Origin of the sequence: Chryseosolibacter histidinae (assembly GCF_018598225.1) — a bacterium.
Classification (GTDB): domain Bacteria; phylum Bacteroidota; class Bacteroidia; order Cytophagales; family Cyclobacteriaceae; genus Chryseosolibacter; species Chryseosolibacter histidini.
Map to the genome: position 1 here is coordinate 231,437 of NZ_JAHESF010000003.1, position 22,404 is coordinate 253,840.

General features: G+C 51.6%; 16 protein-coding genes. 9 read left to right on the forward strand and 7 right to left on the reverse strand.

Annotated elements, in window-relative coordinates:
* The first annotated feature begins 123 nt into the window (after nt 1-123).
* From KK083_RS04465 to KK083_RS04490, 6 genes are all read left to right on the forward strand, one after another.
* The gene (locus KK083_RS04465) at nt 124-816 is read left to right on the forward strand and encodes an ABC transporter ATP-binding protein (RefSeq protein WP_254161107.1); all 693 of its coding nucleotides are present in this window, start codon (nt 124-126) and stop codon (nt 814-816) included.
* Between the two features lie 225 nt (nt 817-1,041).
* Nucleotides 1,042-2,199, forward strand: coding sequence for an FAD-dependent monooxygenase (locus KK083_RS04470; protein WP_254161108.1), 1,158 nt, complete (start codon nt 1,042-1,044; stop codon nt 2,197-2,199).
* A 66-nt stretch (nt 2,200-2,265) separates the two neighbouring features.
* Complete coding sequence (locus KK083_RS04475) at nt 2,266-3,282, forward strand: sensor histidine kinase (protein WP_254161109.1); 1,017 nt, start codon at nt 2,266-2,268, stop codon at nt 3,280-3,282.
* A gap of 9 nt (nt 3,283-3,291) precedes the next feature.
* Nucleotides 3,292-3,816 carry a GNAT family N-acetyltransferase gene (locus KK083_RS04480; protein WP_254161110.1) on the forward strand — a complete coding sequence of 175 codons (525 nt, stop codon included), beginning with the start codon at nt 3,292-3,294 and terminating at the stop codon, nt 3,814-3,816.
* A 163-nt stretch (nt 3,817-3,979) separates the two neighbouring features.
* Nucleotides 3,980-4,333, forward strand: coding sequence for a four helix bundle protein (locus KK083_RS04485; protein ID WP_254161111.1), 354 nt, complete (start codon nt 3,980-3,982; stop codon nt 4,331-4,333).
* A 72-nt stretch (nt 4,334-4,405) separates the two neighbouring features.
* Entirely contained in the window at nt 4,406-5,161 is a 756-nt protein-coding gene (locus KK083_RS04490; protein WP_254161113.1) for a LytR/AlgR family response regulator transcription factor, read from the forward strand.
* 34 nt (nt 5,162-5,195) lie between these two features.
* Here the strand turns inward: KK083_RS04490 and KK083_RS04495 are convergent, their stop codons facing one another.
* The gene (locus KK083_RS04495; RefSeq protein ID WP_254161115.1) at nt 5,196-6,131 is read right to left on the reverse strand and encodes a phosphatidate phosphatase App1 family protein; all 936 of its coding nucleotides are present in this window, start codon (nt 6,129-6,131) and stop codon (nt 5,196-5,198) included.
* On the reverse strand, nt 6,128-7,000 hold the full coding sequence (locus tag KK083_RS04500) for a diacylglycerol/lipid kinase family protein (RefSeq protein ID WP_254161117.1): 873 nt from the start codon (nt 6,998-7,000) through the stop codon (nt 6,128-6,130). The genes KK083_RS04495 and KK083_RS04500 overlap by 4 nt, the downstream gene beginning before the upstream one ends.
* Before the next feature lie 178 nt (nt 7,001-7,178).
* On the opposite strand from KK083_RS04500, the gene KK083_RS04505 reads away from it, so the two are divergent.
* The 3 genes from KK083_RS04505 to KK083_RS04515 all read left to right on the forward strand — a co-directional run bounded on the left by KK083_RS04505 (nt 7,179) and on the right by KK083_RS04515 (nt 12,510).
* Entirely contained in the window at nt 7,179-8,108 is a 930-nt protein-coding gene (locus KK083_RS04505) for a formylglycine-generating enzyme family protein (protein WP_254161119.1), read from the forward strand.
* A 30-nt stretch (nt 8,109-8,138) separates the two neighbouring features.
* A complete protein-coding gene (locus tag KK083_RS04510) occupies nt 8,139-9,467 on the forward strand; it encodes a Gfo/Idh/MocA family protein (RefSeq protein ID WP_254161121.1) in 1,329 nt (442 codons plus the stop codon).
* A gap of 97 nt (nt 9,468-9,564) precedes the next feature.
* Complete coding sequence (locus tag KK083_RS04515; protein WP_254161123.1) at nt 9,565-12,510, forward strand: tetratricopeptide repeat protein; 2,946 nt, start codon at nt 9,565-9,567, stop codon at nt 12,508-12,510.
* A 6-nt stretch (nt 12,511-12,516) separates the two neighbouring features.
* Here the strand turns inward: KK083_RS04515 and KK083_RS04520 are convergent, their stop codons facing one another.
* The 5 genes from KK083_RS04520 to KK083_RS04540 form a co-directional block, all read right to left on the reverse strand.
* The gene (locus KK083_RS04520; RefSeq protein ID WP_254161125.1) at nt 12,517-13,056 is read right to left on the reverse strand and encodes an SET domain-containing protein; all 540 of its coding nucleotides are present in this window, start codon (nt 13,054-13,056) and stop codon (nt 12,517-12,519) included.
* Between the two features lie 97 nt (nt 13,057-13,153).
* On the reverse strand, nt 13,154-13,897 hold the full coding sequence (locus KK083_RS04525) for a DUF2490 domain-containing protein (RefSeq protein WP_254161127.1): 744 nt from the start codon (nt 13,895-13,897) through the stop codon (nt 13,154-13,156).
* 30 nt (nt 13,898-13,927) lie between these two features.
* Nucleotides 13,928-16,855, reverse strand: a complete 2,928-nt coding sequence (locus KK083_RS04530; protein WP_254161129.1) for a TonB-dependent receptor domain-containing protein — start codon at nt 16,853-16,855, stop codon at nt 13,928-13,930.
* 219 nt (nt 16,856-17,074) lie between these two features.
* Nucleotides 17,075-18,232 (reverse strand): zinc metalloprotease, encoded by a 1,158-nt coding sequence (locus KK083_RS04535; protein WP_254161131.1) that lies wholly within the window; start codon nt 18,230-18,232, stop codon nt 17,075-17,077.
* A 1-nt stretch (nt 18,233) separates the two neighbouring features.
* On the reverse strand, nt 18,234-22,397 hold the full coding sequence (locus tag KK083_RS04540; protein ID WP_254161133.1) for a T9SS type A sorting domain-containing protein: 4,164 nt from the start codon (nt 22,395-22,397) through the stop codon (nt 18,234-18,236).
* Between the last annotated feature and the right edge of the window lie 7 nt (nt 22,398-22,404).

Consider the following 22,404-nt stretch of genomic DNA (forward strand, 5'->3'; position numbering starts at 1 on the left):
GCAATTGTCAGGTGTGGATGCGGAGCGCAGAATCCCGACAATTAGCTGCCACTACCATGGACCATAGACTATGGACCATGGACTGAACCAAACAACAACTGAATTACTTACACAAGCAGTCAAATGAACACAACAGCCTTCGAGCCACACGTGCTCCACACCCACAAGATCACGAAGTATTTCTACGAACCTGACAAGTTCCAGGTGCTGAAGGAGATCGACCTTACGGTTCACAAGGGTGAGTTCCTGTCGCTGGTAGGAAAATCGGGTTGTGGCAAATCTACGCTGATGTATGTGTTATCAACGATGGATACTGATTATGAGGGCGAGCTTGAGATCGCCGGTGTGAGGCTCACAGACAAAACACAGAATGAGCTGGCGGCTTTTCGCAACAAGCATATCGGGTTTGTATTTCAGTTCCATTATCTGCTGCCGGAATTCACTACACTTCAGAACGTAATGATTCCCGCGCTGAAGCTGGGAAAATATTCGCGCAAAGAAGTGGAGGATCGCGCTTACGCCAAGCTCGAGATGCTGGGCATGAAAGAGCATGCGCTGAAGCCAACGTCGAAACTTTCGGGAGGGCAGCAGCAGCGGGTGGCTATTGCCAGGGCACTGATCAACGACCCGGACATCATCATGGGTGATGAGCCTACGGGTAACCTGGACTCATACAATACACACGTGGTGTTCGATATTTTCCAGGAGCTCACCCACACCTACAAACAAACCATCATTGCTGTAACGCACGATGAAGAGTTTGCCCGGAAATCGGACCGGATCGTGGAAATGAGCGACGGCCATATTGTACGATAAAAATTTGCAGAAAACCTGAAAATAATACATAGGGGTAAACGACTCTTCAATTGTCTCGTATACAAATGAAAAAGTTATGGTAAACAATATTTCTCTGCGACCGAATCCTGTTACCGTTTCCTATTTAAACCATTTTCAGGTGGCCCAGATCAATTTCAACCTGTTTATCAGGGAGGAGCGGATCTTAAAACGAAGAAGGAAGAACAAAAACCATCTGAAAGTTGCATGACAACGCAAAAATTTGCCATTGTTGGCGGAGGCATCGGAGGCCTGACCACGGCCATCGCGCTTCAAAAAAAAGGATTTGATGTTACTGTTTATGAAAACGCTCCCACCATTAAACCATTGGGTGCGGGACTCGCGCTGGCAGCCAATGCCGTAAAAGCGCTGATAGAAATTGGTATCGGTGATGAAGTGCTGCGGGCCGGAAAAGTGATGAAAGCCGTCTGCATCAAAGACGAGCAGGGAAGCCTTCTCACCGCCACCGATGCCGAAAAGCTCAGCCTGCGGTTCGGTATCATCAACAACTTCACCATCCACCGTGCTGACCTGCACCGTACGCTGATCGAGCAACTGAAGCCGGGCACCCTCCAGCTCAACAAAGGATGCACCGATCTCAAACAACACGCATCCGGCATTACCCTCACCTTCAACGACGGCTCGCAGGCAAACGCTGACTATCTCATCGCCGCTGACGGTATCCACTCCGTTGTGCGTAAAAAATTATTACCCGGAAGTCAGCCACGGTATGCGGGCTACACTTGCTGGCGTGCCGTGATCGACGACATTCCCGGAAATGTGAACATGGACGAGACCTCCGAGAGCTGGGGCCAGGGAAGCAGGTTCGGCATCGCACCGCTGGAAGGCAACCGCGTTTACTGGTACGCATGCCTCAATGCCCACGCCAATGACCCGGCCATGCGCTCGTTCGGTATTCCTGAACTGCTCGCTCATTTCGGCGGATTTCATTCTCCCGTGGCCGACATCCTGAAGAAAACAAAAAAAGAACAGCTCATCTGGGGCGATATCCTGGACCTGAAGCCTCTCAAGAAATTTGCATTCGGTAACATCGTGCTGATCGGTGACGCCGCACACGCCACCACACCCAACCTGGGTCAGGGCGCCTGCATGGCCATTGAAGACGCTGCCGTGCTCTCGAATTGCCTGGAGCAGTATAATGCGGTAGAAGAAGCTTTTGTAGCCTTTGAAACAAAAAGGATCGCCCGCACCACCAAGATCGTGAACACTTCGCGCGCCATCGGAAAGATCGCGCATTGGAAAAATCCGCTGCTCACCCGGCTGCGCAACACGCTGGTGAAGCTCACACCACCGGCTGTCGCCGAAAAGCAGGTGAAGTTCCTTACGGATGTTTCGTTTACTTAGATCAGCGTGCCTAAAAAGAGAAGATCGCATCACAAAAATTGTGATATTGCATCCTGTTTACGCAATATGCTGGGATACAAAGACCGCTGGCAATTCTTCAGGACGTATGGCATCATTACGGTGCTCCTTTTTTGGGGCGGCTTTGTGCGATGGCTTAACTTTCCGGAATTCGGAACGCGGTTTCACACATTCCTGTTCTTCACGTCCATCCCGCTGACCATTGTTTTCTGGGAATCGCTTCGGCTGGTGAACAACTGGCTGAATGTTAAATATCCGTTCGAGCGCAACCTCACAGGCCGCATCGCATTGCAGCTGATCATCGGTGCAGCCATCGGCCTCGGCATAAGGCTTATCATCTACAAATGGGCGGAGCCGCTGTTGCCGTTCAAGCTCGACAAAATGTTCGCCGCCGTAACCTGGCCGCTGTACGCGATCTTTACCATGGGCGTGAACCTCGGATTCTTCACCGTGTATTTCATCGGACGATGGAAAGAATCGATCATAAAAGCCGAACGCCTCGAAAAGGAAAAATCGCAGGTGCAGTTCGACAACCTCAAAAACCAGCTCAACCCACACTTCCTTTTCAACGCGCTCACGTCGCTCAACAGCCTCATCTTCGAAAACCAGCAGCTGGCTTCCGCATTCCTGCAACAACTCTCGAAAGTATACCGCTATGTGCTGCAGAACAAAGACAAGAACTTTGTGCTGCTGTCTACGGAGCTCGATTTTATTTCTCACTATGTGATGCTGCTCGAGACGCGTTTCCAGGGCGCCCTGAAGATCAACTTCAAGGTGAATGACGAAGCCCGGGAGAAAGCTATTGTTCCAGTAACGCTGCAGGTGCTCATCGAAAATGCCATCAAGCACAACATCGTTGACAAAGACAAGAAGCTGACCATCGATGTGCTCACTGTAGGCGATTACCTCATTGTAAGCAACAACCTGCAGGTGCGTAAAACGGTTGAAACATCGAACAAGCAAGGCCTCGAGAACCTGCGTTCGCTTTACAGGTTCCTCACTGACAAACCCGTGATCATCGAACCTACCGCCGATCGTTTCTACGTCAAGATACCTTTGATCTGATTTCCACTTATGTATATCCGTACCGCCGAACTGACCGACCTTGCCGCTATCAAAAAACTGTATCAGGCTGTTGCCCTCGCCGGCACCGGCATTGCCAGGCTGGAACACGAGGTCACCGACGAATACATTCACAACTTCATCACCCGCAGTCTCTCCTCAGGCCTGATCATTGTGGCGGAACATCCGGAAAACAAAAATGAGATCGTGGCAGAGATACATGCTTACAAACCTGGCATCAAGGTGTTCGATCATGTTCTTTCCGAGCTCACCATCGCCGTGCACCCCGATTTCCAGGGAAAGAAGCTGGGCCGCACCATCTTCACCATTTTTCTCGAAGAAGTGGGCTTACATCGCCCCGACATCGGCAAAGTAGAGCTCATCGCCAGGGAAAGCAATACCAAGGCCATCGCGCTCTATCAGTCCATGGGCTTCCGCATCGAAGGCCGCTTGGAAATGCGCCTTAAAACGGCAGATGGTCTCTACGAAGCCGATATTCCCATGGGGTGGCAGAATCCCAACTTCGAATTCGATTGAAGAGTCGACGGTCCACAGTCCACGGACCACGGCAGGTGGAGTAAAGGAGTTGATGAGTCAAAATTAATTCAGTAAATTAGTTAACAGTCCATCATGGAGCATCACGGTATCATGCCGTGAACCGTCGATGGTGGACTATGGACCATTAAACAAAGAACCTCCTATGCCATTCAAATTTGAAAAACTTGAAGTCTGGAAAGACTCAGTGGGGTTAACAGGTTTAGTAGACGATGTTGCTTCAAAGTTTCCAAACAAAGAGTTGTACGTTTTAACTTCGCAGATTAAACGTGCTGCGGATTCTGTTTCGCTGAATATTGCCGAAGGATCGACTGGTCAATCCAATCCAGAATTTCAGAAATTCCTCGGGTATTCGATCCGTTCTGCAGTAGAGATCATCGGTTGTATCTACATTGCCAAAAGAAGAAAGATCATTTCCAATGAAGACTTTCAGGAAATCTATAATTTTACTGATAAGATTGTAAAGCGTATACAGGCACTACGCAGAACCATCAACTAAACCAGCTGTCGACTAACACACAACATGCCGTGGACCGTCGACCGTGGACTGTGGACTCTTGATCTATTTACCATGAAACTACTCATCATTGAAGACGAACCCCTCGTAGCAAGGGATCTGGAGAACCTGCTCAAACGTATTGAACCTTCTGCCAGGATCGAAGCTACACTCTCGAGTGTGGATGCTGCGAAGAAATGGTTTTCGGATCATACGTTCCCCGATCTCATCCTGTCTGACATTCAACTCTCTGACGGCATCAGCTTCGACATCTTCGAAAACCTGTACCTCGCCTGCCCCATCATCTTCACCACGGCATACGATGACTACGCTATCCGCGCTTTCAAGCTCAACAGCATCGACTACCTGCTGAAACCCATTGACGGCAACGAGCTCTCTGCCGCGCTTGCCAAATACAGGGCACTGAGCTCCGAGAACATCATCGCCGAGCAGCTGAAGTCGCTCATGAGCAACTGGAACCAGCAACCGCATAAAAAATACAAAGAGCGCTTCCTCACGCTCCATCGCAACACACTTATTCCTGTAACACAGCAGGAGGTTGCTTTTTTCCACAAAGAAGAGCTGATCTACCTGCATACGCTGGCCAACGAAAAGTACATCAGCGATCACCAGACCATGGACGAGATCGAAGGACTGCTTGATCCAGCGCTTTTCTTCAGGGTAAACCGGCAATACATTCTGCACATCCAGTCTATCGGGCGCATCACAACCACACACAAAGGCCTTACGGTGAAATTGAAGCCGCCCTTCAATAACGAGATCGATATCAGCCGCGAGAAAGCGGTAGCGTTTAAGCAGTGGGTGGGGTGACCACCTCACCCAACCCTCTCCTGGGAGGAGAGGGCTAGGGTGAGGTGGGAAAGCTGTCGCTATAGTACAGGTTGATGTTGTTTGCCTTCAGCATTTGTTCGTACTTCTTCAGGAGCACACGATCTTCTTTTTTATCGATCACTTTTCTGATGATGATGTCGGTGATGTTTTGTGGAAATTGTTCTGCTGCTTCGAGATAAATGATCAGGTCCTGCTGGGTGTTGTCGCCCATGAGCACAAATTTCTTGTCGGGAAAAAGTACGATCACATCTTTTAATGTTTGCTGCTTGTGAACGTTGCGCAGGGGGAACTTCACATTCCAGAGCACATCCCATAACCTCCGCATTTTTTTGAGGAACAGCGGTCCTGGTGGAAAGTTATTGTACATCAAAAACCGGTAGATGAGCGGATAAAGATTTTGTTCACTGTTGGAGAGATAAATGGAGGCGGCTCCGGAGCGGGTGAAACCGTACAACACCTCCTGCATGTGCAGCACCGCTTTTCGTTTCTCCACGGCCGTGAACATCAACGTTCTGAATTTCCGGAGCTTCCGGTAAATGAACGAGTGCATCAGGGTGTCGTCGATATCGGATACCACGATCACATCTTTGGCTACCTCCTGCACCTCGAGCGGGTAAAGGTCTTCCACCATCTTCACCTCCGCGCCGGAGGCCAGCACTACTTTCCGCAGCACCGACTGCTTCAGCATCACGGGTGTGGCCATATAGAACGAGCCATAAGCATCCGTTTTGGCACGAACCTCGGCCTTATCGAAGATCAGCACAATGTATTGATCGGCATAAGGTTTTGTTCTGTACAATCTTACGAGTGTGCGCAATGTTTTTCTGCGACTGTAATCGCGGAAGCTGAAGTCGCTGATCGTGGTATAGGTGAGCTGCCCGGAGATCAGCGTGGCGCTGTTGCCGGCCAGGGCATGGAAGCTGAGCAGTATGGGAAGCCGTTGTGTCATGGTATGAGCAGCTTGACGGCAGCAGGTATGATCTCCACTTTCAGCGAATCGACAGCACCCATGTATTCGCCATCGATCTGGAAATCCATTTCGCCGCTGATGGAGATCTCCGCAGAAGTACAGGTGATCACATCCGAGAACATATTCTTATCGATGAACACGTTGACGATGGTCAATCCCGCTTTGATGACTTCGTCCAGCGCGATCCGCGGCACATTGCAGATCTCGAACTTGCCATCCCAGACCTCACCTTCGGAGATATGAACGCCTGTTCCATATTTGTGCGCGTTGGCGAAGGCCAGCATGTAACCTTCTTTTTCGTAGGTGCCTTCAGGCGTTTTGATGGTGTAGCTCCGCAGCGGGCTTTCTTTGATGGAGCTCAGCAGGTGCTTGGCATAACCGATCATACCTTTCCGGTTCTCGGCGTCGTACTTTTTCACCATCAGGGCGTTCACCCCGATGTCGCCGAGGTGAATGCAAAGGTGCTGTCCGTTGAACTTCAGCAGATCGATCCTGATAAAATGCGTAGCTTCGATCACAGCGTCCACTGCCCTGACCGGATTCTGCGGAAAACCCAGTGCTGTAGCCAGGCCATTGGCAGACCCTAATGGCAGGATGCCCATCAGCGTTTCTGTTCTGATGAGGTTTCGGGCCACCAGTTGTACCGTGCCATCGCCTCCTCCGGCGATCACCCTGTCAGGCTTATATTCTGAGATCTGATGCCGGATTGCCTCATCGTCGTTCCTGCCGCGGGTGTAGAGGAATTTAAAATCAAAGCCCTTTTGCACGGCCATCTCGTGCACACGAAGCACAGCTTTATTGTTGCTTGTATTACCGGAAGCGGGATTGACTACAAAAAGGATCTTCATGTTCGTTAGCAGGGTCCAATCACGCTTGTACCTGAAAAAAATGTTCCCGAACACAGGGATCGGGCGAATGCCTAACACCCAATAGTACAGGACGGTAAATCATGTCTTTCCGGCAAAATTTGGTTGGTGTGGGCTTGATTATTGTTTAAATTCCTGCCGCTATTAATTTTCTATTTCATTGAGAACTTTTGTGACGATCTTTTTCCTGGCTTTGGCAACGGCGCTTTCAGCCCAGGAAACTAAACCTTATGAACAGACCATTACCGGAACTGCTGTAAAATTCAAGATGGTGCCGATTCCCGCAGGAAGCTTTACCATAGGAAGTCCGGCATCGGAAAAAGGACGGGATGCGGATGAAGGGCCGCAGAAAAAGGTAACGGTATCGGCTTTCTGGATGGGTGAACGTGAAGTGACCTTCGGCGAGTGGGATACGTTTTTCAAGAACATGGATGTGCCACAGACCAAAAGCATCGAGGTTGATGCCGTATCACGCCCCACTGCGCAGTACATAGACCTCACGTGGGGTATGGGCCGTGACGCCAAACAGCCCACCAACAGTATGAGCCAGCAGGCGGCCATTATGTACTGCAAGTGGCTTTATGAAAAGACCGGCGTGTTTTACAGGCTCCCCACCGAAGCCGAGTGGGAATATGCCTGTCGCGCGGGAAGCGGCCCTGACCTGAAGAACCTTACGGCGATCGGATACTTTAAAGGCAACAGCCAGGACAAATTTCATAAGACGGCCGAGCTGAAGCCCAACGCCTGGGGATTGTACGATATGCTGGGCAACGTGAGTGAGTGGACCCTCGATCAGTATGATCCCGCAGCTTACCAGAAGCTTGCCGACGGCGCTAAAGATCCCGTGGTGCCACCGGCATCAAAATATCCGAAGGTGGTTAGGGGTGGATCGTACATGGATGAGTCCGTTGAGTTGAGGTGTGCCAACCGGATCGCCTCCGATGCTTCGTGGAATGTGCGCGACCCGCAGATCCCCAAAAGCAAGTGGTGGCTGACGGATGGTATGTTCGTGGGCTTCCGCATTGTACGCCCCGGCCAGCAGCCTTCGAAAGAAGCGATTGAAAAGTTTTTCAACAGTTACCTGAAATAATATCTATCCAATTGATCTAAACCTTTAGTTATGGAAAATGAAAAATCAGTGCAGTCGCGCAGGGAGTTTGTGAAACAATCTTCCATGCTGGCCGGTGGCCTGGTAGCGATGCCGTTCCTCTCCCATGCGGGTTATAACAGCTCGGTGCAGGATACCATCAAAGTTGCGCTCATCGGCTGCGGCGGCCGGGGCACGGGTGCGGCCATGCAGGCCATGCTCAGCAAGCAGAACGTGAAGCTGGTAGCGATGGCCGACGCCTTCCGCGACCGGCTCGACAGCTGCTACAAGAGTCTGATGGAAGAAGGTGAAGAGAACGGTGTAAAAGACAAGCTGGCCGTAAAAGAAGAAGCAAAGTTCACGGGCTTTGATGCTTACCTGAAAGCCATTCCGCTGGCCGACGTAGTGATCCTGGCAACACCTCCGGGCTTCAGGCCCATTCACTTCGCGGAAGCCATCAAGCAGGGCAAACATGTGTTCATGGAAAAACCGGTGGCCACGGATCCGGCCGGTGTTAAAAAAGTGCTTGAATCGGCAGCCGAAGCCAAGAAGAAAAAACTCAACGTAGTGGTAGGTCTCCAGCGTCACTACCAGAACTCATACCGCGAGCTGTACAAGCGCGTAAAAGACGGCATGATCGGCGACATCACTTCAGGCCAGGTATGGTGGAACAACGACGGTGTTTGGGTGAAGATGCGCCAGCCCGGACAAACCGAGATGGAATACCAGATGCGCAACTGGTACTACTTCAACTGGCTCTGCGGCGACCATATCACGGAGCAGCATATCCACAACATCGACGTGATGAACTGGTTCAAGGGCGCATATCCGGTGAAAGCCCAGGGCATGGGTGGCCGCCAGGTGCGCACCGGCAAGGAGTTCGGCGAGATCTATGATCACCACTATGTTGAATTCGAATACGCCGACGGTTCCATCCTCAACAGCCAGTGCCGCCATATCAAAGGTACTTATGCCAAGGTAGACGAGATGTTCGTAGGCACCAAGGGCGTTGTAAAATGCGGTGCCGCGGAGATCACCAGCAAAGGCAAGTCGCTTTACAAGTTCGACAAGAAGGGCGAGAACAACCCTTACCAGACGGAGCACGACGAGCTTTTCGCCGCCATCGCCAAAGGTGAGTTCAAGTTTACCGATGCCGAGAACGGCGCTTACTCAACGCTTACCTCAATCGTAGGAAGGATGGCCACCTATTCAGGAGAAGTGATCGATTGGGATAAAACCCTCAACTCCGGCATCAGCATCCAGCCTGCGCAATACAGCTTTGATGCGCAGCCGCCAGTACTGCCTGACAGCAATGGCTTCTATCCGATAGCCACCCCGGGCGTTACCAAATATTTCTCTTAACCAATTCATGTAAGTACCCGGCCCAAAACCCGGGTACTTGCATTTTCAAATTACCCTATTCAGGCTTAGCTTTGGCAGTTTTAAACGTTAAGCCTTCATGCCCCCGATCTCATTCTGGAAAGACTGGACACCCTCCTACCGAAAGCTCTGGTTCGCCGCTTCAGGCATCTTTATCTTTTCGCTGCTGTTCATGTGGTTCTCCTATTTTCAGGGAGCAGATGGCATCATTCAATGGGAGAAGCTCCAGGAGCAACAGATCGTTGAGACCACGGTTCACAGCTTCAAGCTAGGCCCCTTCACACTGACGGTTCCCGGAGAAAGCTACGTGATCTTTGAATATCTCCAGGGTGGCGTTCTTCACCACAATACCACCGCTTCTTATATTTTCCTGGCCATACTCATGTTCAGCGCCATGATGCTGCTCACCGTGATCACATCACTGGAGCGCTTCTGGTATTTTGCTGGCATCAGTCTCTTCATTCTCTTTGGGGTAAGCCTCCGGATCGATGCGCTGCAGCTCTTCGGGCTCCGTGGCATCGCCGTGCCCGCAGCCATACTGGTGGTGTACCTGGCGGTGAGCTTCTATTTTAAAAGCTTCAGGCCTGAAACATCGTTCATCGCCCGTTTGCTTACGTTCCTGCTGATCACCGTCATCGCCGGTGTGGTGATCTTTTATTTTGCCGAAGTACCTTTTCCCATCCTTCAGCTGGCCATGGTTGCCTACATCCCTGCGCTGATATTGAGTGTGCTGTTCATCATCATGGTGGCGCATGAGATCCTGGTGTCGTTCGTTTACGTCACAAGCCAGGGCGCCTCCAAAGGTCTCCGGCATTTTGCCATCATCAGCGTGATCTACATGGCAAACGTGATGATCACCTGCTTGCACGAGATGGGAACCATTCAATGGAATTTCGTTTACATCAACCTGTACCTGCTCATCTCATTGTCGGCCATACTCGGACTCTGGGGCTTCAGGCTGCGCGAGCCGTTGTATGACAACATTCTGCCGTTCTCTCCGCTGGGTGCTCTTTTTTTCATCGCCCTCGGCAGTATCTGTTTCGCCACCCTCAGCCAGCTGCTGGGCAATGACAACGACGCCGCCCTGAAGGTGGTGCGTGACTTCATCATCTTCGCTCACGCCGGGTTCGGCATCATCTTTCTCACGTACATCTTTTCCAACTTCATGGTGATGATGGCCCAAAACCTGCCGGTATACAGGATCCTGTATAAGCCCACCCGCATGCCGTACTTCACATTCCGTTTTGCAGGCCTCATCGTGATGCTGGCGTTTGTGCTCGTCTCCTACTGGCGCGACTACGTATTCCATAGCACCGCAGGTTTTTACAACTATGTGGCTGACCTCTACATGATGGAAGGTGACGAAACACTCGGCAGAGCCTTTTACGAGAAAAGCCGCAGCCATGCTTTCCGTAATCACCGGGCCAACTATGCGCTGGCGATGATGAACGCGGCGAACCTGGAGTTTGAAGAAGCGCACAAAAATTTTGAACGTGCCAGCAGCGTGGGGGCTACTGACTTCTCGCTGGTGAACAACGGCAATATGTACTTATGGGTGAAGAATTATTTTCCTGCTATCGACGCATACAGGCAGGCGGAAAAGATTCAAAGCTCGGCGCCACTGATCAACAACCTCGGTTTTGCCTATTCGCAGGTCCACAACATCGACTCCGCCGCCCATTATCTCGGGGAAGCCCGCAAGGATAAGTTCACAAAGTCGTCAGCCGAAGCTAACTTCTTTGCGATGGTGGCAACGGAGTACCTGCCTGTGAAAACCGACTCCATCCTGAAAGGTTTTAACAGTACGTCGCCGACCGTGGTGGGCAACGCCATGGCTGCTGCCACGCTCTTCGGTCAGGATTTCAGCTTCGAATATAAACTTCCCGACGAACCGCGGCTCAACCTCTATACGGCAACACTGCTGAACAATTACCTGATCAGGAATGCCCGTACACTCGATACAGCTTTTACCCGCAAGGTTGATACGCTTGCCACAAACCCTGTCAACGCTGACTTCAGCGAAGCACTGAAAGCTTCACTGGCCTATGCCTATTATCACCAGGGAAACGTTTACCGCGCGCAGGCCATCCTTGGCGAGCTGGGTTATCTCACACAGAGCTACAGGGGAAAATATAACTACATCATGGGACTGTGGGCGCTCGAGCAGGGAAGTCCTGAGATAGCACACACCAGTTTCGCTTATGCGGTTGAAGCCAACTATAAGCGGGGGAGAATGTACGATGCCATTGCGCTGACGGAAGCCGGCCACCTGCAGGAGGCATTGATCGCCTGGGATACGGTGCTGAGAAGTGATGACCAGGCCGAACGCGCCATCGCCGCCAACATGAAGGAGGTGCTGACGGTAACACCCGAGCAGGTGCTCTCCACCAGCGATGCGCAGAAATACCAGTACACGCGCTACATCCTCTCCGCCAACGACACCGTTTATTTCTCGAAGCTGAGCAACACTTTCGATAACCCCAACTACAAGGCACAGGCGCTGCTCGATATGTCGAAGAAACAATTCGAGGCCGGCAGGGTCGTGCCCGCCATCAGGTTCTTTCAGCAGACCAGTGGACTGGAGCTTACCGACAAAAGGTTATATGACGAGATCCGGCATTTCGAGCTACGCATGCTGGCGTCGCGAAACGAAGTAAGAACACTTGCCAACCTGATCAATAAAGGCATCACGTTCGACAATTCGCGCCTGCTTGAAAAGATGCTCTATACGGCGCTGATCAGCGAGTTCAGCGGTGACGTGAAAAACGCGGAGAAAAATTATACCATACTTGGCACGTGGAATCCTTACTTCGAAGATGGTATACTGGCAGCGGCGGCGTTCTTCCGGAAGCAGGATACCTCGGGCGTGAAGTCATACAACATCCTGGCGGAAGCCATCCAGATCAATGCCATGTCTGTGCGACTGCTAAAGGCTTACGCTGATGAGGCTATCAAACAAGGGCTGGACGAATATGCCGCCAGCGCTGCACAAAGGCTGGCGGAGCTGGAACAAGGCAGGCACTGATCAGTGTTAGCGTGCGCCTGAAGCCCGCTTGTGCCTGACGCCGTTCACTTTTTTGGCGCCCTTTTTCATCGATTTTACACCATTCAGCTTTTTAGCTTTCGCAAGCTTTTTAAGCCGCTCCTTCTCTTCATTGGCCCTGAGCTTGATGTTCTCACGGATCACTTTCCAGTAATCTTTGCCGTAATCGACAAAGATCTCGCTTCCCGCGGCAATGTCTTTTTTCGATTCGATATAAGCCTTCAGGCCATCGCTGATGTAGTCGCAGTTGTTGGTGATGCCTTTAACCTTGGAAAGGCCCCTTGCATCGTTGGCATAACGCGCCAGGGCAGATTTTACGGGCAGGGCGTCGATCACGTGGTTACGGTTAATGAAGAAAATATAACCATTCTTTCCGTCCTCATCCTTCACATCTTTCCATTTGGAGATCTTTCCCTTGTACTCCACGATGCGCGTGCCTTTGGGAATGAACTTCTTGGTGAATAAACCTTTACCTGAATCGGGGATTGTCGACCTCTTGACAAACAGTTGTTTCTCTAATAGTGCCATTCAATATGAAATAAAAATCGTATGCCTTTGCCGGTTTAAAGGTGCGCGAAGATATAAGAAAATATGGAGGTGTAAAAACCGCGCCCGGTCGCAAAGGTCAATCGCCTTTTCTCAGGTCTATGTTATGGAATACGAACAACCGGATGGCATTGATGTTTACGTAGCGGTTGCCTGCGGGCAGCTGCTGGAACACGTTCATGTAGCCGAGGTGTGCATTCAAATGAGAGGTGAACTGATATCCCAGACCTAAAAATGCCCGGTTCTGATCGAAGTAATTGTTGACGATCTCTTTGCCCGCATTGATGTGGATCTCGTCGTTAAAAAAGAGAAAAGGTGTTTTGGCGACCACCTGTTTGCCTTTCAGCGGAAGGGTGAGCGCAAAATTATAACGCAGGCGCCAGTTGAAATTGTAATCGTCGGTAAGCTCGCCGGCAGCCACTGTTCTTCTGTACCGTTGCTCTACCCTGAACCACTGCATGAGGTTGAAGCCGTTCTTTTTATCGAACCACTGGATCTGCTGCCACGGGCGATGCTCGGGCACATCAGGCGTTGCGGTGCCATGGGAGAAATGTTTGGCGTAGGCATATCCACCCATCAGCCTTACCTGGTCCGAGATGTAGTAGATGTAGGCCACGCGGGCGATGTTGACCGATCTTTCATCCGTAAAGTTGCCGGTGAGCCGGTAGTGAAGATCCACCCACAGTCCTGACCTCTTTGTGAACCTTGTCTGGTTGAAATAGCCGAGCCATGTCTGCTCACGCACTTCCGTTTCTTTCTGGGCGAAAGCGAGCTCCGCAGAAGCCAGGGTGATGGCGGCGATACATAAAACGATCTTTAACATCGGAATAAGAATTTATGGATCGATGTACGATCAGTTGAACAATCCATCAACCGTGATGGCCGCGTAATACAAACCGCCGATGGTAGGGCCGGCCGCATACTGAATATACCGGTTGTTGAAGATATTGGAGCCACCCACCTTCAGGGTCGACTTCAGGTGTGGCACCTTGTAGGTAACCTGCGCATCGAAAGTGTGATACGCGGGGATCTTACCGTTGGCCAGCGGACTCTCCCACAGGAACGATTGCTGCCACCGGTATACAACGTTGAAGCCTATGTTCTTCGCCACCTCGCGGTTGCCGAATGAAATATTGGTGAACCAGTTCGGTGTATTGAAGCCTGTCACAAAAACATCGGGTTGTTTGTTCTTGCTGATGGCGTTGTAGTTCACATTGCCTGCGACGGTGTATTTCTTATAGACGTTGTACGTGATGCCCAGCGACGATCCGTAATTGTTGTATTTGTTCCTGGCGTTGGTGTAAACCCTGTAGCGTTTTTGCTGCTGATTGCGATTGGCCTGCACCATGGCCACAGCAGCCTCGTCAGAGCCAACCTCGAGCTGTGTGCTGGGGTTCAGCGGCTCGGCGCTGTTCAGGGCATAGGGAACAGAAACTTCAACCTGTCCTAAAAATCCGTCGTACTCATTGGTGTAGGCATCGAAGTCGATCACCAGCGTGCTGTTCAGCAACACACTCTTATAACCCACTTCAAACGAGTTGATGCGCTCAGGGCGTGTAGGTGCCAACGCGGTGGCTTGCAGCACACCTTTGTTCTTGACCGCAGCATTATTCGTGGTCATGCCTGTAGCAACGTCTGCATTTACGGCAGCATTGAAGGCGTTCACAGAGGCAAGCGTGTAAGAGTTGTCGAGGTAGTTGAGGCCGTCATTGATAAAAGGCAGCCCACCTACGCGCCGGATGTTGCCGTTGTTCACAAACGACAGGGCTTCGAACAACGCAGGGAACCTGAAGCCGTTCTGGAATGAAGCACGGAAGTTATGATTTTGCGCGGCGGTGTATACCACTGCTATCCTGGGATTCACTTTCGGATCGAACTCGAGGTTCTGGTCCACACGCAGGGAGCCGAACAGTTTCAGCTTCTCTGCAAATAGCTTCTTGGTGAGTTGGGCAAACACACCAAACTTGGTGTAGTGCACATTGTTGCCGAAGCTGCCATCGTCGAGCGGCGTGGTGCGTTCTGCAATGGGCCTGGAGAAGTCCACAAAGTTATTTCCATCGGGAATGATCTCGTAGATCCTCAGGTCTGCGCCCACCAGCACATCTACAAAGCTGATCTTGTTGGTAAGGTCATATTGCAGGTCTGTATGATAGGTGCGGCTCTTCTGGTGAAGCCATGCGCCACCCGTTGCTGTACCGGTAGTAGGCACAGCGCTGATATGATCCCAGTTATTGATGCCGACAATGGTATTTTTCAGTTGTTGAAATTCCGGCGTTCCGGGCTCGGCGCGGCCTGCATCGGCGGCAACCCGCGCACGTCTCATGGCCTCGGCGAGGTCAGCACCGGCATTGATCTCGCTTTGCAGCGCAGCCTTGAAAGTGTCACGCCACGAATTGTTGGAGCGGTGGGTGAGGTCAAGGTTATCTGACAGCGGTTTCAGGTTGTATGAATCGCCCGTGTTCTCGATCGACAGGTATGAGCGCACAAGATAATTGGCGCCTTTCAGCTCCACCTTGTGGTTCTGCACGGTGGTGTTGTCCAGCTGGATCTTGTTTCCACGCTGGAACAATCCGTCCATGATGCCGAAGCGGTAAGCATAAGAAAGCTCTGCATTACGGCCCAGGCGATAGTGAAGCGCTGCATCGAATTTAAAGTTGTCAACTTTTCCCGGCACAAGGTCTTTCTCCCAGTATCCGGTTCTTCTCACAACAAATGAACGGTTGGTATTGCCGTTGTAGTTGATACCGGTTACAGTAACGGCGTTGCTGCCACTGTCATCACCGTATTTATTCCAGGCATCGTAAGCAGGGTGATCGGCCACGTTGAGCTCTGCATAAGCAGGGTTGCCTGTGCTGGCCGCACTGTTGGGGTTCTGGTCTGTTTTGGTGTCACCTCTCCAATCGGTAGCCTGTAAATAGCCTGCATTGATCTTGAACGCGAACTTGTTATTGAAGGCCTTTGCATAGCGGATCGCGGTCTCTGATAGAAGGCTGGGGTCATAATCAATACCATCCACATGGTTCACGCCGGTTTTCTGATATACACTGAGGCCCTGGTAAAGGAAAGGACTCTTCGACGTGAGGTTAGCCATGCCGTTGATAGCGTTCATGCCATACAACGCTGAAGCAGCGCCCGGTGTGATCTCCACACTTTCAATATCGAGCTCGGTTGGCCCGATAGCGTTGCCCAGCGGAACACCCAGGGTTGCCGCTTGCATATCCACACCATCTGCCAGCTGCACAAAACGGAAGTTGTTCGGAATGTTGAAGCCCCGTGTATTGGGAACCTTGAAGGTGAGACTCGAAGTAGTCATCTGCACACCTTTTACATTCTCCAACGCATCATAAAAACCCGGTGCCGGTGTTTCCTTGATGGCACGGAGGTCCAGCTTTTCAATGGCTACCGGCGACTTCAGCTCAGACTCTTCCACCCGCGAAGCCGAGATCACCACCTCTTCACCCAACAATGCACCCGGCACAAGTTTCACGTCCAACGCTTCCGCGGATGATACTGCTACCTCCTGAGTCTTGTATCCCAGGAAGGAGATGACCAGCGTCAGGGGCAGCTGCACTTTGGATGACAATGTAAATTTTCCATCGCCATCGCTGATGGTGCCCAGCACAGTATTCTTAATGGTGATGTTGGCGCCGGCGATTGGCTCATTGTTGTCGCTATCAAGCACCTTGCCCGAGAGGGTAATATTGGTTTGCGCCTGTGCTACACTGGTTGCAGCAAGAATAGCAAAGAGGATCATGACATTGAAGCGGTGGAAAGTCTTCATAGTTCTATAACTCTATATTTTTACTAGAGTTCTACAAAAGAACTCGCTTTTATCTACAAAGTCAATAGACTTATAGTATTTCAGGAAAAATAAAATAAAGTCCTTTGCCTTCCAATCGTTAGGCTATAACTATTTAAATCGTTTGAAATGGGATTAAAAAGTCGTCGGACCAATACGCGCAAGGCCCGCGCACCTGCATTGGTCGGACGACGGCGTTGGCTAATCAACCATCACACGCTGCACAAACCTTCTCCCCTTTTGTACCAGCACCACCATGCAAACACCTTTCACGTCTCCGTGAAGGGTTAGGGTCCTGGCTCCTTCTGAGGCTTGCGTTTCGGTAAAAGGAATGGTTCTGCCCAGCACATCGATAAGGCATATTTTTGCTGACGGATCAGTGCTGGCGACGACAAGAGTGTTTGTGTTTAAAACCTGTACATAGAGTTGGTGTTGTTCTGGCGCTACTCCTGTGATCAGGGACTTGTCGTGAATGACGCCACTGCGATGAACAAACAGGTTGTTCCTCATCACGGCGCGTTGTCCACGGGTAAAAAGGTTCATACATGCGTCATGCGACTGATCCATGTAGTTCTGCACCATGTTGAGTCCGCCACAGCTGACGCGGGTGAGGTCACAGTCGGTGCTGGCCCCGAACTGCGTGGGCGTGTCTTCGATGCCATCGTCACTGGTACATCCGCCGGTATCGCCCCACAGGTGATTTAATCCAAGCCAGTGGCCGATCTCGTGTGTTGCTGTTCTTCCCTTGTTATAGGGAGGTGTGTCCGTGACGCCAAAATACCGGTAATCGATCACCACACCATCCGTTGCTTCCGCTGTTCCCGGAGGCGAGCCATATCCGAAAATACCGTCGGCAAGATTGCAGACCCAGATGTTCAGGAACTGACGAGTGTCCCATGCATCATGGCCTCCCCTGCTGTTGAAATGGATGTCGTCATTGGCGAATGGGCCATGCGTGGTAGCAGTTCGTGTAACGCCCGTGGCTGGATTGCCCGCCGCATCCTTTTCAGCGATGAAGAAACTGATCCTGCAGTTGGCAGCTACCGGCCTGAACGCGGCCAGTGTATTGATCGAGTCAGGGTTCTTCCTGTTATAGTCGTCATTCAACACCTGCAGCTGTGCGTGGAGCTGCTGATCGGTAATGTTTTGCCCGATGCCATTATATACGATATGAAAAACAACCGGGATCGCGATCTCCTGGCCTGTGTCTTCCTTCAAGGCCTGCACTCTGCCAACGTGAAGCTCCGGAGGTGAAACACGGTGGCGATCGGCACGGCAGATCCTGTTGAACTGACCGTTTGATGTTCTCCACGCTGAGAGAAGCACCAGCACCGTCACAAGCGCTTTACGGCACTGCATACTACAGCTTGACAAAACGCATGGACCTCACTTCGTTGTTCATAAAGATGCGCAGGATGTACAGGCCTGACGATACATTGCGCAGATCGAATTCAACAACATCGTTGCTGAGCTTCACAGCCCGCATCTCTATCACCTTGCCATTCATGGTGTACAGTACCATAACGACCTCTGCTTCCTTATTGAACTCCAGGCCCACGTTGATCTTATCCCTTGCCGGGTTCGGATAGAGCGATGAGCTGATCATCTCCACAAAAGGAAGCTCGATCTCAACTTCGCCTTCGTCGCGCAGCAGCCTCACCGTGATCATCTTGGTCATGGTGTCTTTGCAATTGTTGGGATCCGCAACCACAAGCGAGGTATTGAAGTCGCCGGGGCGCCTGTAGATATGCACCGGGTTACTTTTTGTACTGGTGATGCCATCGGCAAAATTCCAGCTGTAAGAAACCGGATCGGGGTATGACAGCTGCACGAAGCGCACCGAGTCGCCAACATCCACAAAGGTGGAGACAAGGTATCGCGCGGTGATCGGGTCAGGATCGCCCTGCACGGTCACGGTATCTGTGCGCGTACAGCCGACGGCGTTGCTGAGTGTGATCCAGTATTTGCCCTGCTCGCTGACGGTGATCGAAGGGCTTGTGCTCACAGGACCGCTGGCGGCAGACCATTGATAAGCCACGGCCTGCGGTGAGGTAGCATTGAGCGTCCTAGAAACGTTGGGACACAGCGGATAACTTGCACTGAGATTATGAGTGATCTGTGGATAAATAGTAACCTGCACCGAGTCACGTGTGATGCAGCCATTGTTGCGCCGCACCTGCACTTTATACAGGCCACTTGTCGTTGCCATCAGCGTTTGGCTTGTAGCGCCGCTGGACCACTGGTAAGTATCACCGCTGTTGCCGGCGTCCAGGAATGCGGATTGCCCGAAGCAAAGGTTGCTGGCGGGACCAAGCTCAACGGGGGGGCTGGCATTTACCGTAACATTGCTCGTAAATTGTTGTGCACAGCTCTGGGGCGTGCTCACATTGACCGTATACGTTCCGGAAGACCGCACCTCCAGCGTTTTGTTACCGGTGCCATTGGACCATGTATAACTTGCACCGGGGTTGCCCGCGTCGAGCGTAACAACGTCACACACCGTGATGGCCGATGGCAGGTTGTTCACCGGCATGGCATGAATGGTGACGCTGACCTGGTCATCTTCGCGGCAGCCAAATGTATTCGTGACTTCCACATTATAAAGGCCACTGCTGGTCACCAGCAAAGTTCTTCCGGTGGAGTTATCAGACCACCTGTAGGCGCTGCCCGGGTTGGCGGCATCCAGCGTTACAGGCTGGTTGGCACAAACAACGATGTCGGCACCAAGATCGACTACTGGCACCGGGTTCACCGTGACAAAAACTTCATCGGAGCCCACGCAATTGTTCTGGTCCGTGACTGTGACACGATAAATTCCTGTTGATGCCGCGTTCAATGTACGGGCAGAGGATCCGTTAGACCACACGTAAGTGCCGCCGGGATATCCTGCGTCCAACACAACCCCGCCGCACACAACCTTGTCGGCTCCGAGGTTCGGTGTAACGTTACCGTTCAGGGTGATATTGACTGCTTCCACATCGATACAGCCATGGGCCGTAGTAACGGTAACGGAATAATTTCCATCGGCCGTAAAAGTTGCAGACTGGTTTGTTGACCCGTTCGACCACACGTAGGTGCTTCCCGCATTACCTGCATCGAGGGTATAACTGGTGCCGCAGGTAACAATGGTGCCGCCGAAGTTCACTACCGGCAACGGATAGATCTCGACCTGCTGCGTGGCTGTCACGGCGCAGTCTTTATCTGAAGTGGCCGTGAGCGTAACAACGTAGGTGCCATCGGTGTTGTAACTTTTCGAAGGGCTTACAGCGTTTGACGTGCTCGCATCGCCAAAAGCCCAGTTGTATGAAAGATTGCCTGATGAAACAGTGGTTCCGTTGTTGAACACTATGTTTTGATCCTGGCAATCGTTGGCAAACGAGAAGTTTACGACTGGCATCGGGTGCACCGTCACAAGGCGTGTCACTGTACTCTTGCAACCAAGGCTGCTCTCGGCGGTAAGCAACACATCATAGGTGCCGGCGTTATTAAAGAAGTTCTGCGGCGATACATCCGTTGACGTAGTGCCATCATCAAAATCCCATGAGTAGGTCAACGTTCCCATGGTCGACTTCGATGTATTCGTAAACACAAAGGTCTGATCCTGGCAATCGTCTTTCACAGAAAACTCTGCGATGGGCTTCGGATAGATCTGCACCGGCATAATAACCGTGTTGCTGCAGTTGTGCTCTGAGGTGGCCGTGAGGGTAACATCGAAGTTACCCGCAGCATTATAGGTCTTTGACAATGCCAAACCACTGCCGGTTGTGCCATCGCCAAAATCCCACGCATAGGTCAGCGTACCGGCTACGATGGTGGAGCTGTTGGTGAACTTGGCGGGAGAGCCCTGGCAGGCATCGTCTATCGTAAAACCTGCTACCGGTGTGTAATAGATGTTCACGGTTTCTGTGATATCCTTAACACAACCTGCATTGGAAGTTACGGTGAGCTTCACATCGTACGTTCCCATGCTGCTGTAAGCGTGGAGCGGGTTCTCATCGGTAGAGGGTGTTGAACCATCGTCAAAGTCCCACTCGTAAGTCATCCCGTAAGGAGCAGGGATGATGGAGCTGTTCTGAAAATCAGTGGTCTGACCAAGACAAACCTGGGAGAAGCTAAAACCCGGCAACGGGAACGGCGTAACTGTAACGGTTTTGGTTGTTGTGTGTGTGCATTGATACTGCGATTCCGCTTCCAGTGTAACGGTGTAATCGCCTGCTACCGCATAACCGTAAGAAGGGCTGTTGCCCGTTGAATTATCTGTTGTGGTGGAAGGATCGCCAAAATCCCAGCTATACGATACTGATCCACCGCCTGAACCAATAGTGGTGGCGTTGGTGAAGGCAACGTTGGTACCGGGGCAGATGATGCCACCGAAGTTAAAGTTGGCTACCGGGTTCGGCCGTGATGTGATCACAATATTACCGTTGGCGTCACAACCCGATGCATGCCGCACGTTCACACCATAGGTTCCACCTGTATTCACGGTAATGGTCTCGGTGGTCGCTCCGGTAGACCACTCGTAATAAGCTGACGAAACGCCGGGATTAAGTACAACACTGCTACCCTGGCACAGGTCAGTGGTAGGTGCTGTAACACTCACCACCGGGGGAGCGCTGCAGGTGCCGTGGGCCAGCGTGATGCGGAAGTTGCTGGTAAAAGTCAGGCCTGTGACGCTGACATAATTGTTTCCCTGATCAACCGCACCAGGATATTTTCTCCATGTAGTACCATTGTCGAGCGAAATGTACGGCACCAGCTGGCCTTCTGTAAAACCAGCGACCTCGTCGTCGAAATAATGGAACTCCAGTTTGCTGACGGTTCCGTTGTTCACCACCACATCGAAGAAACGACCTACGCTTCCATCGCCGGCATTGGTTTGAACGGCATGACCTCTGTAGATCACGATGTCTGACTCATCGGCCTCCAACCTCAGGCCTATATTGCCTTGCACGTCGGCGAGAAAAGGTGTTGCCTGTACGGCGTAGCGAACAAATCCGCCACCGGGTCCGATAATCCTGCTGGCATTGCTTTCATTCACCAGCTTCGGGTCAAGCCCCCCCGACAGGTCGATGGTCTTACCATTCAGGTTGATCTTTCCTGAAGTGAACGTGATCTTATTGGTAACGTGCAGGTCCCTGTTCAGCACCAGGTTCGAAGAAGATTTGTTCACCACAAGGTCATATACGCGGAAGAGTGTGCCGCCATTGATCGATTTGTCACCGCCTCCCATGAACTCGATAGTGCCCAAACTGCTTACGGCGGGGTTGAGCAGCAGGTTAGCCGGTGAGTTGTTGGTCATGTCACCTGAAATGAACAGCGAGCCATTGTGCACCAGATAAGGCTCCGTGGGCAGGTCGGCATATTTAGCATCATTGACATAGTTGCCGTTGATGTAGATATTGGCTCCGTTCAGAATATAGATCTGTTCGCCCTTGTTGGTGATGGTGACCTGGCCAAAACCTGCTGACGTGCCAAGCATCAACAGGCAAAGCCAAATGTACCGGTAATAACTGAAGCTCTTCATATCGTCA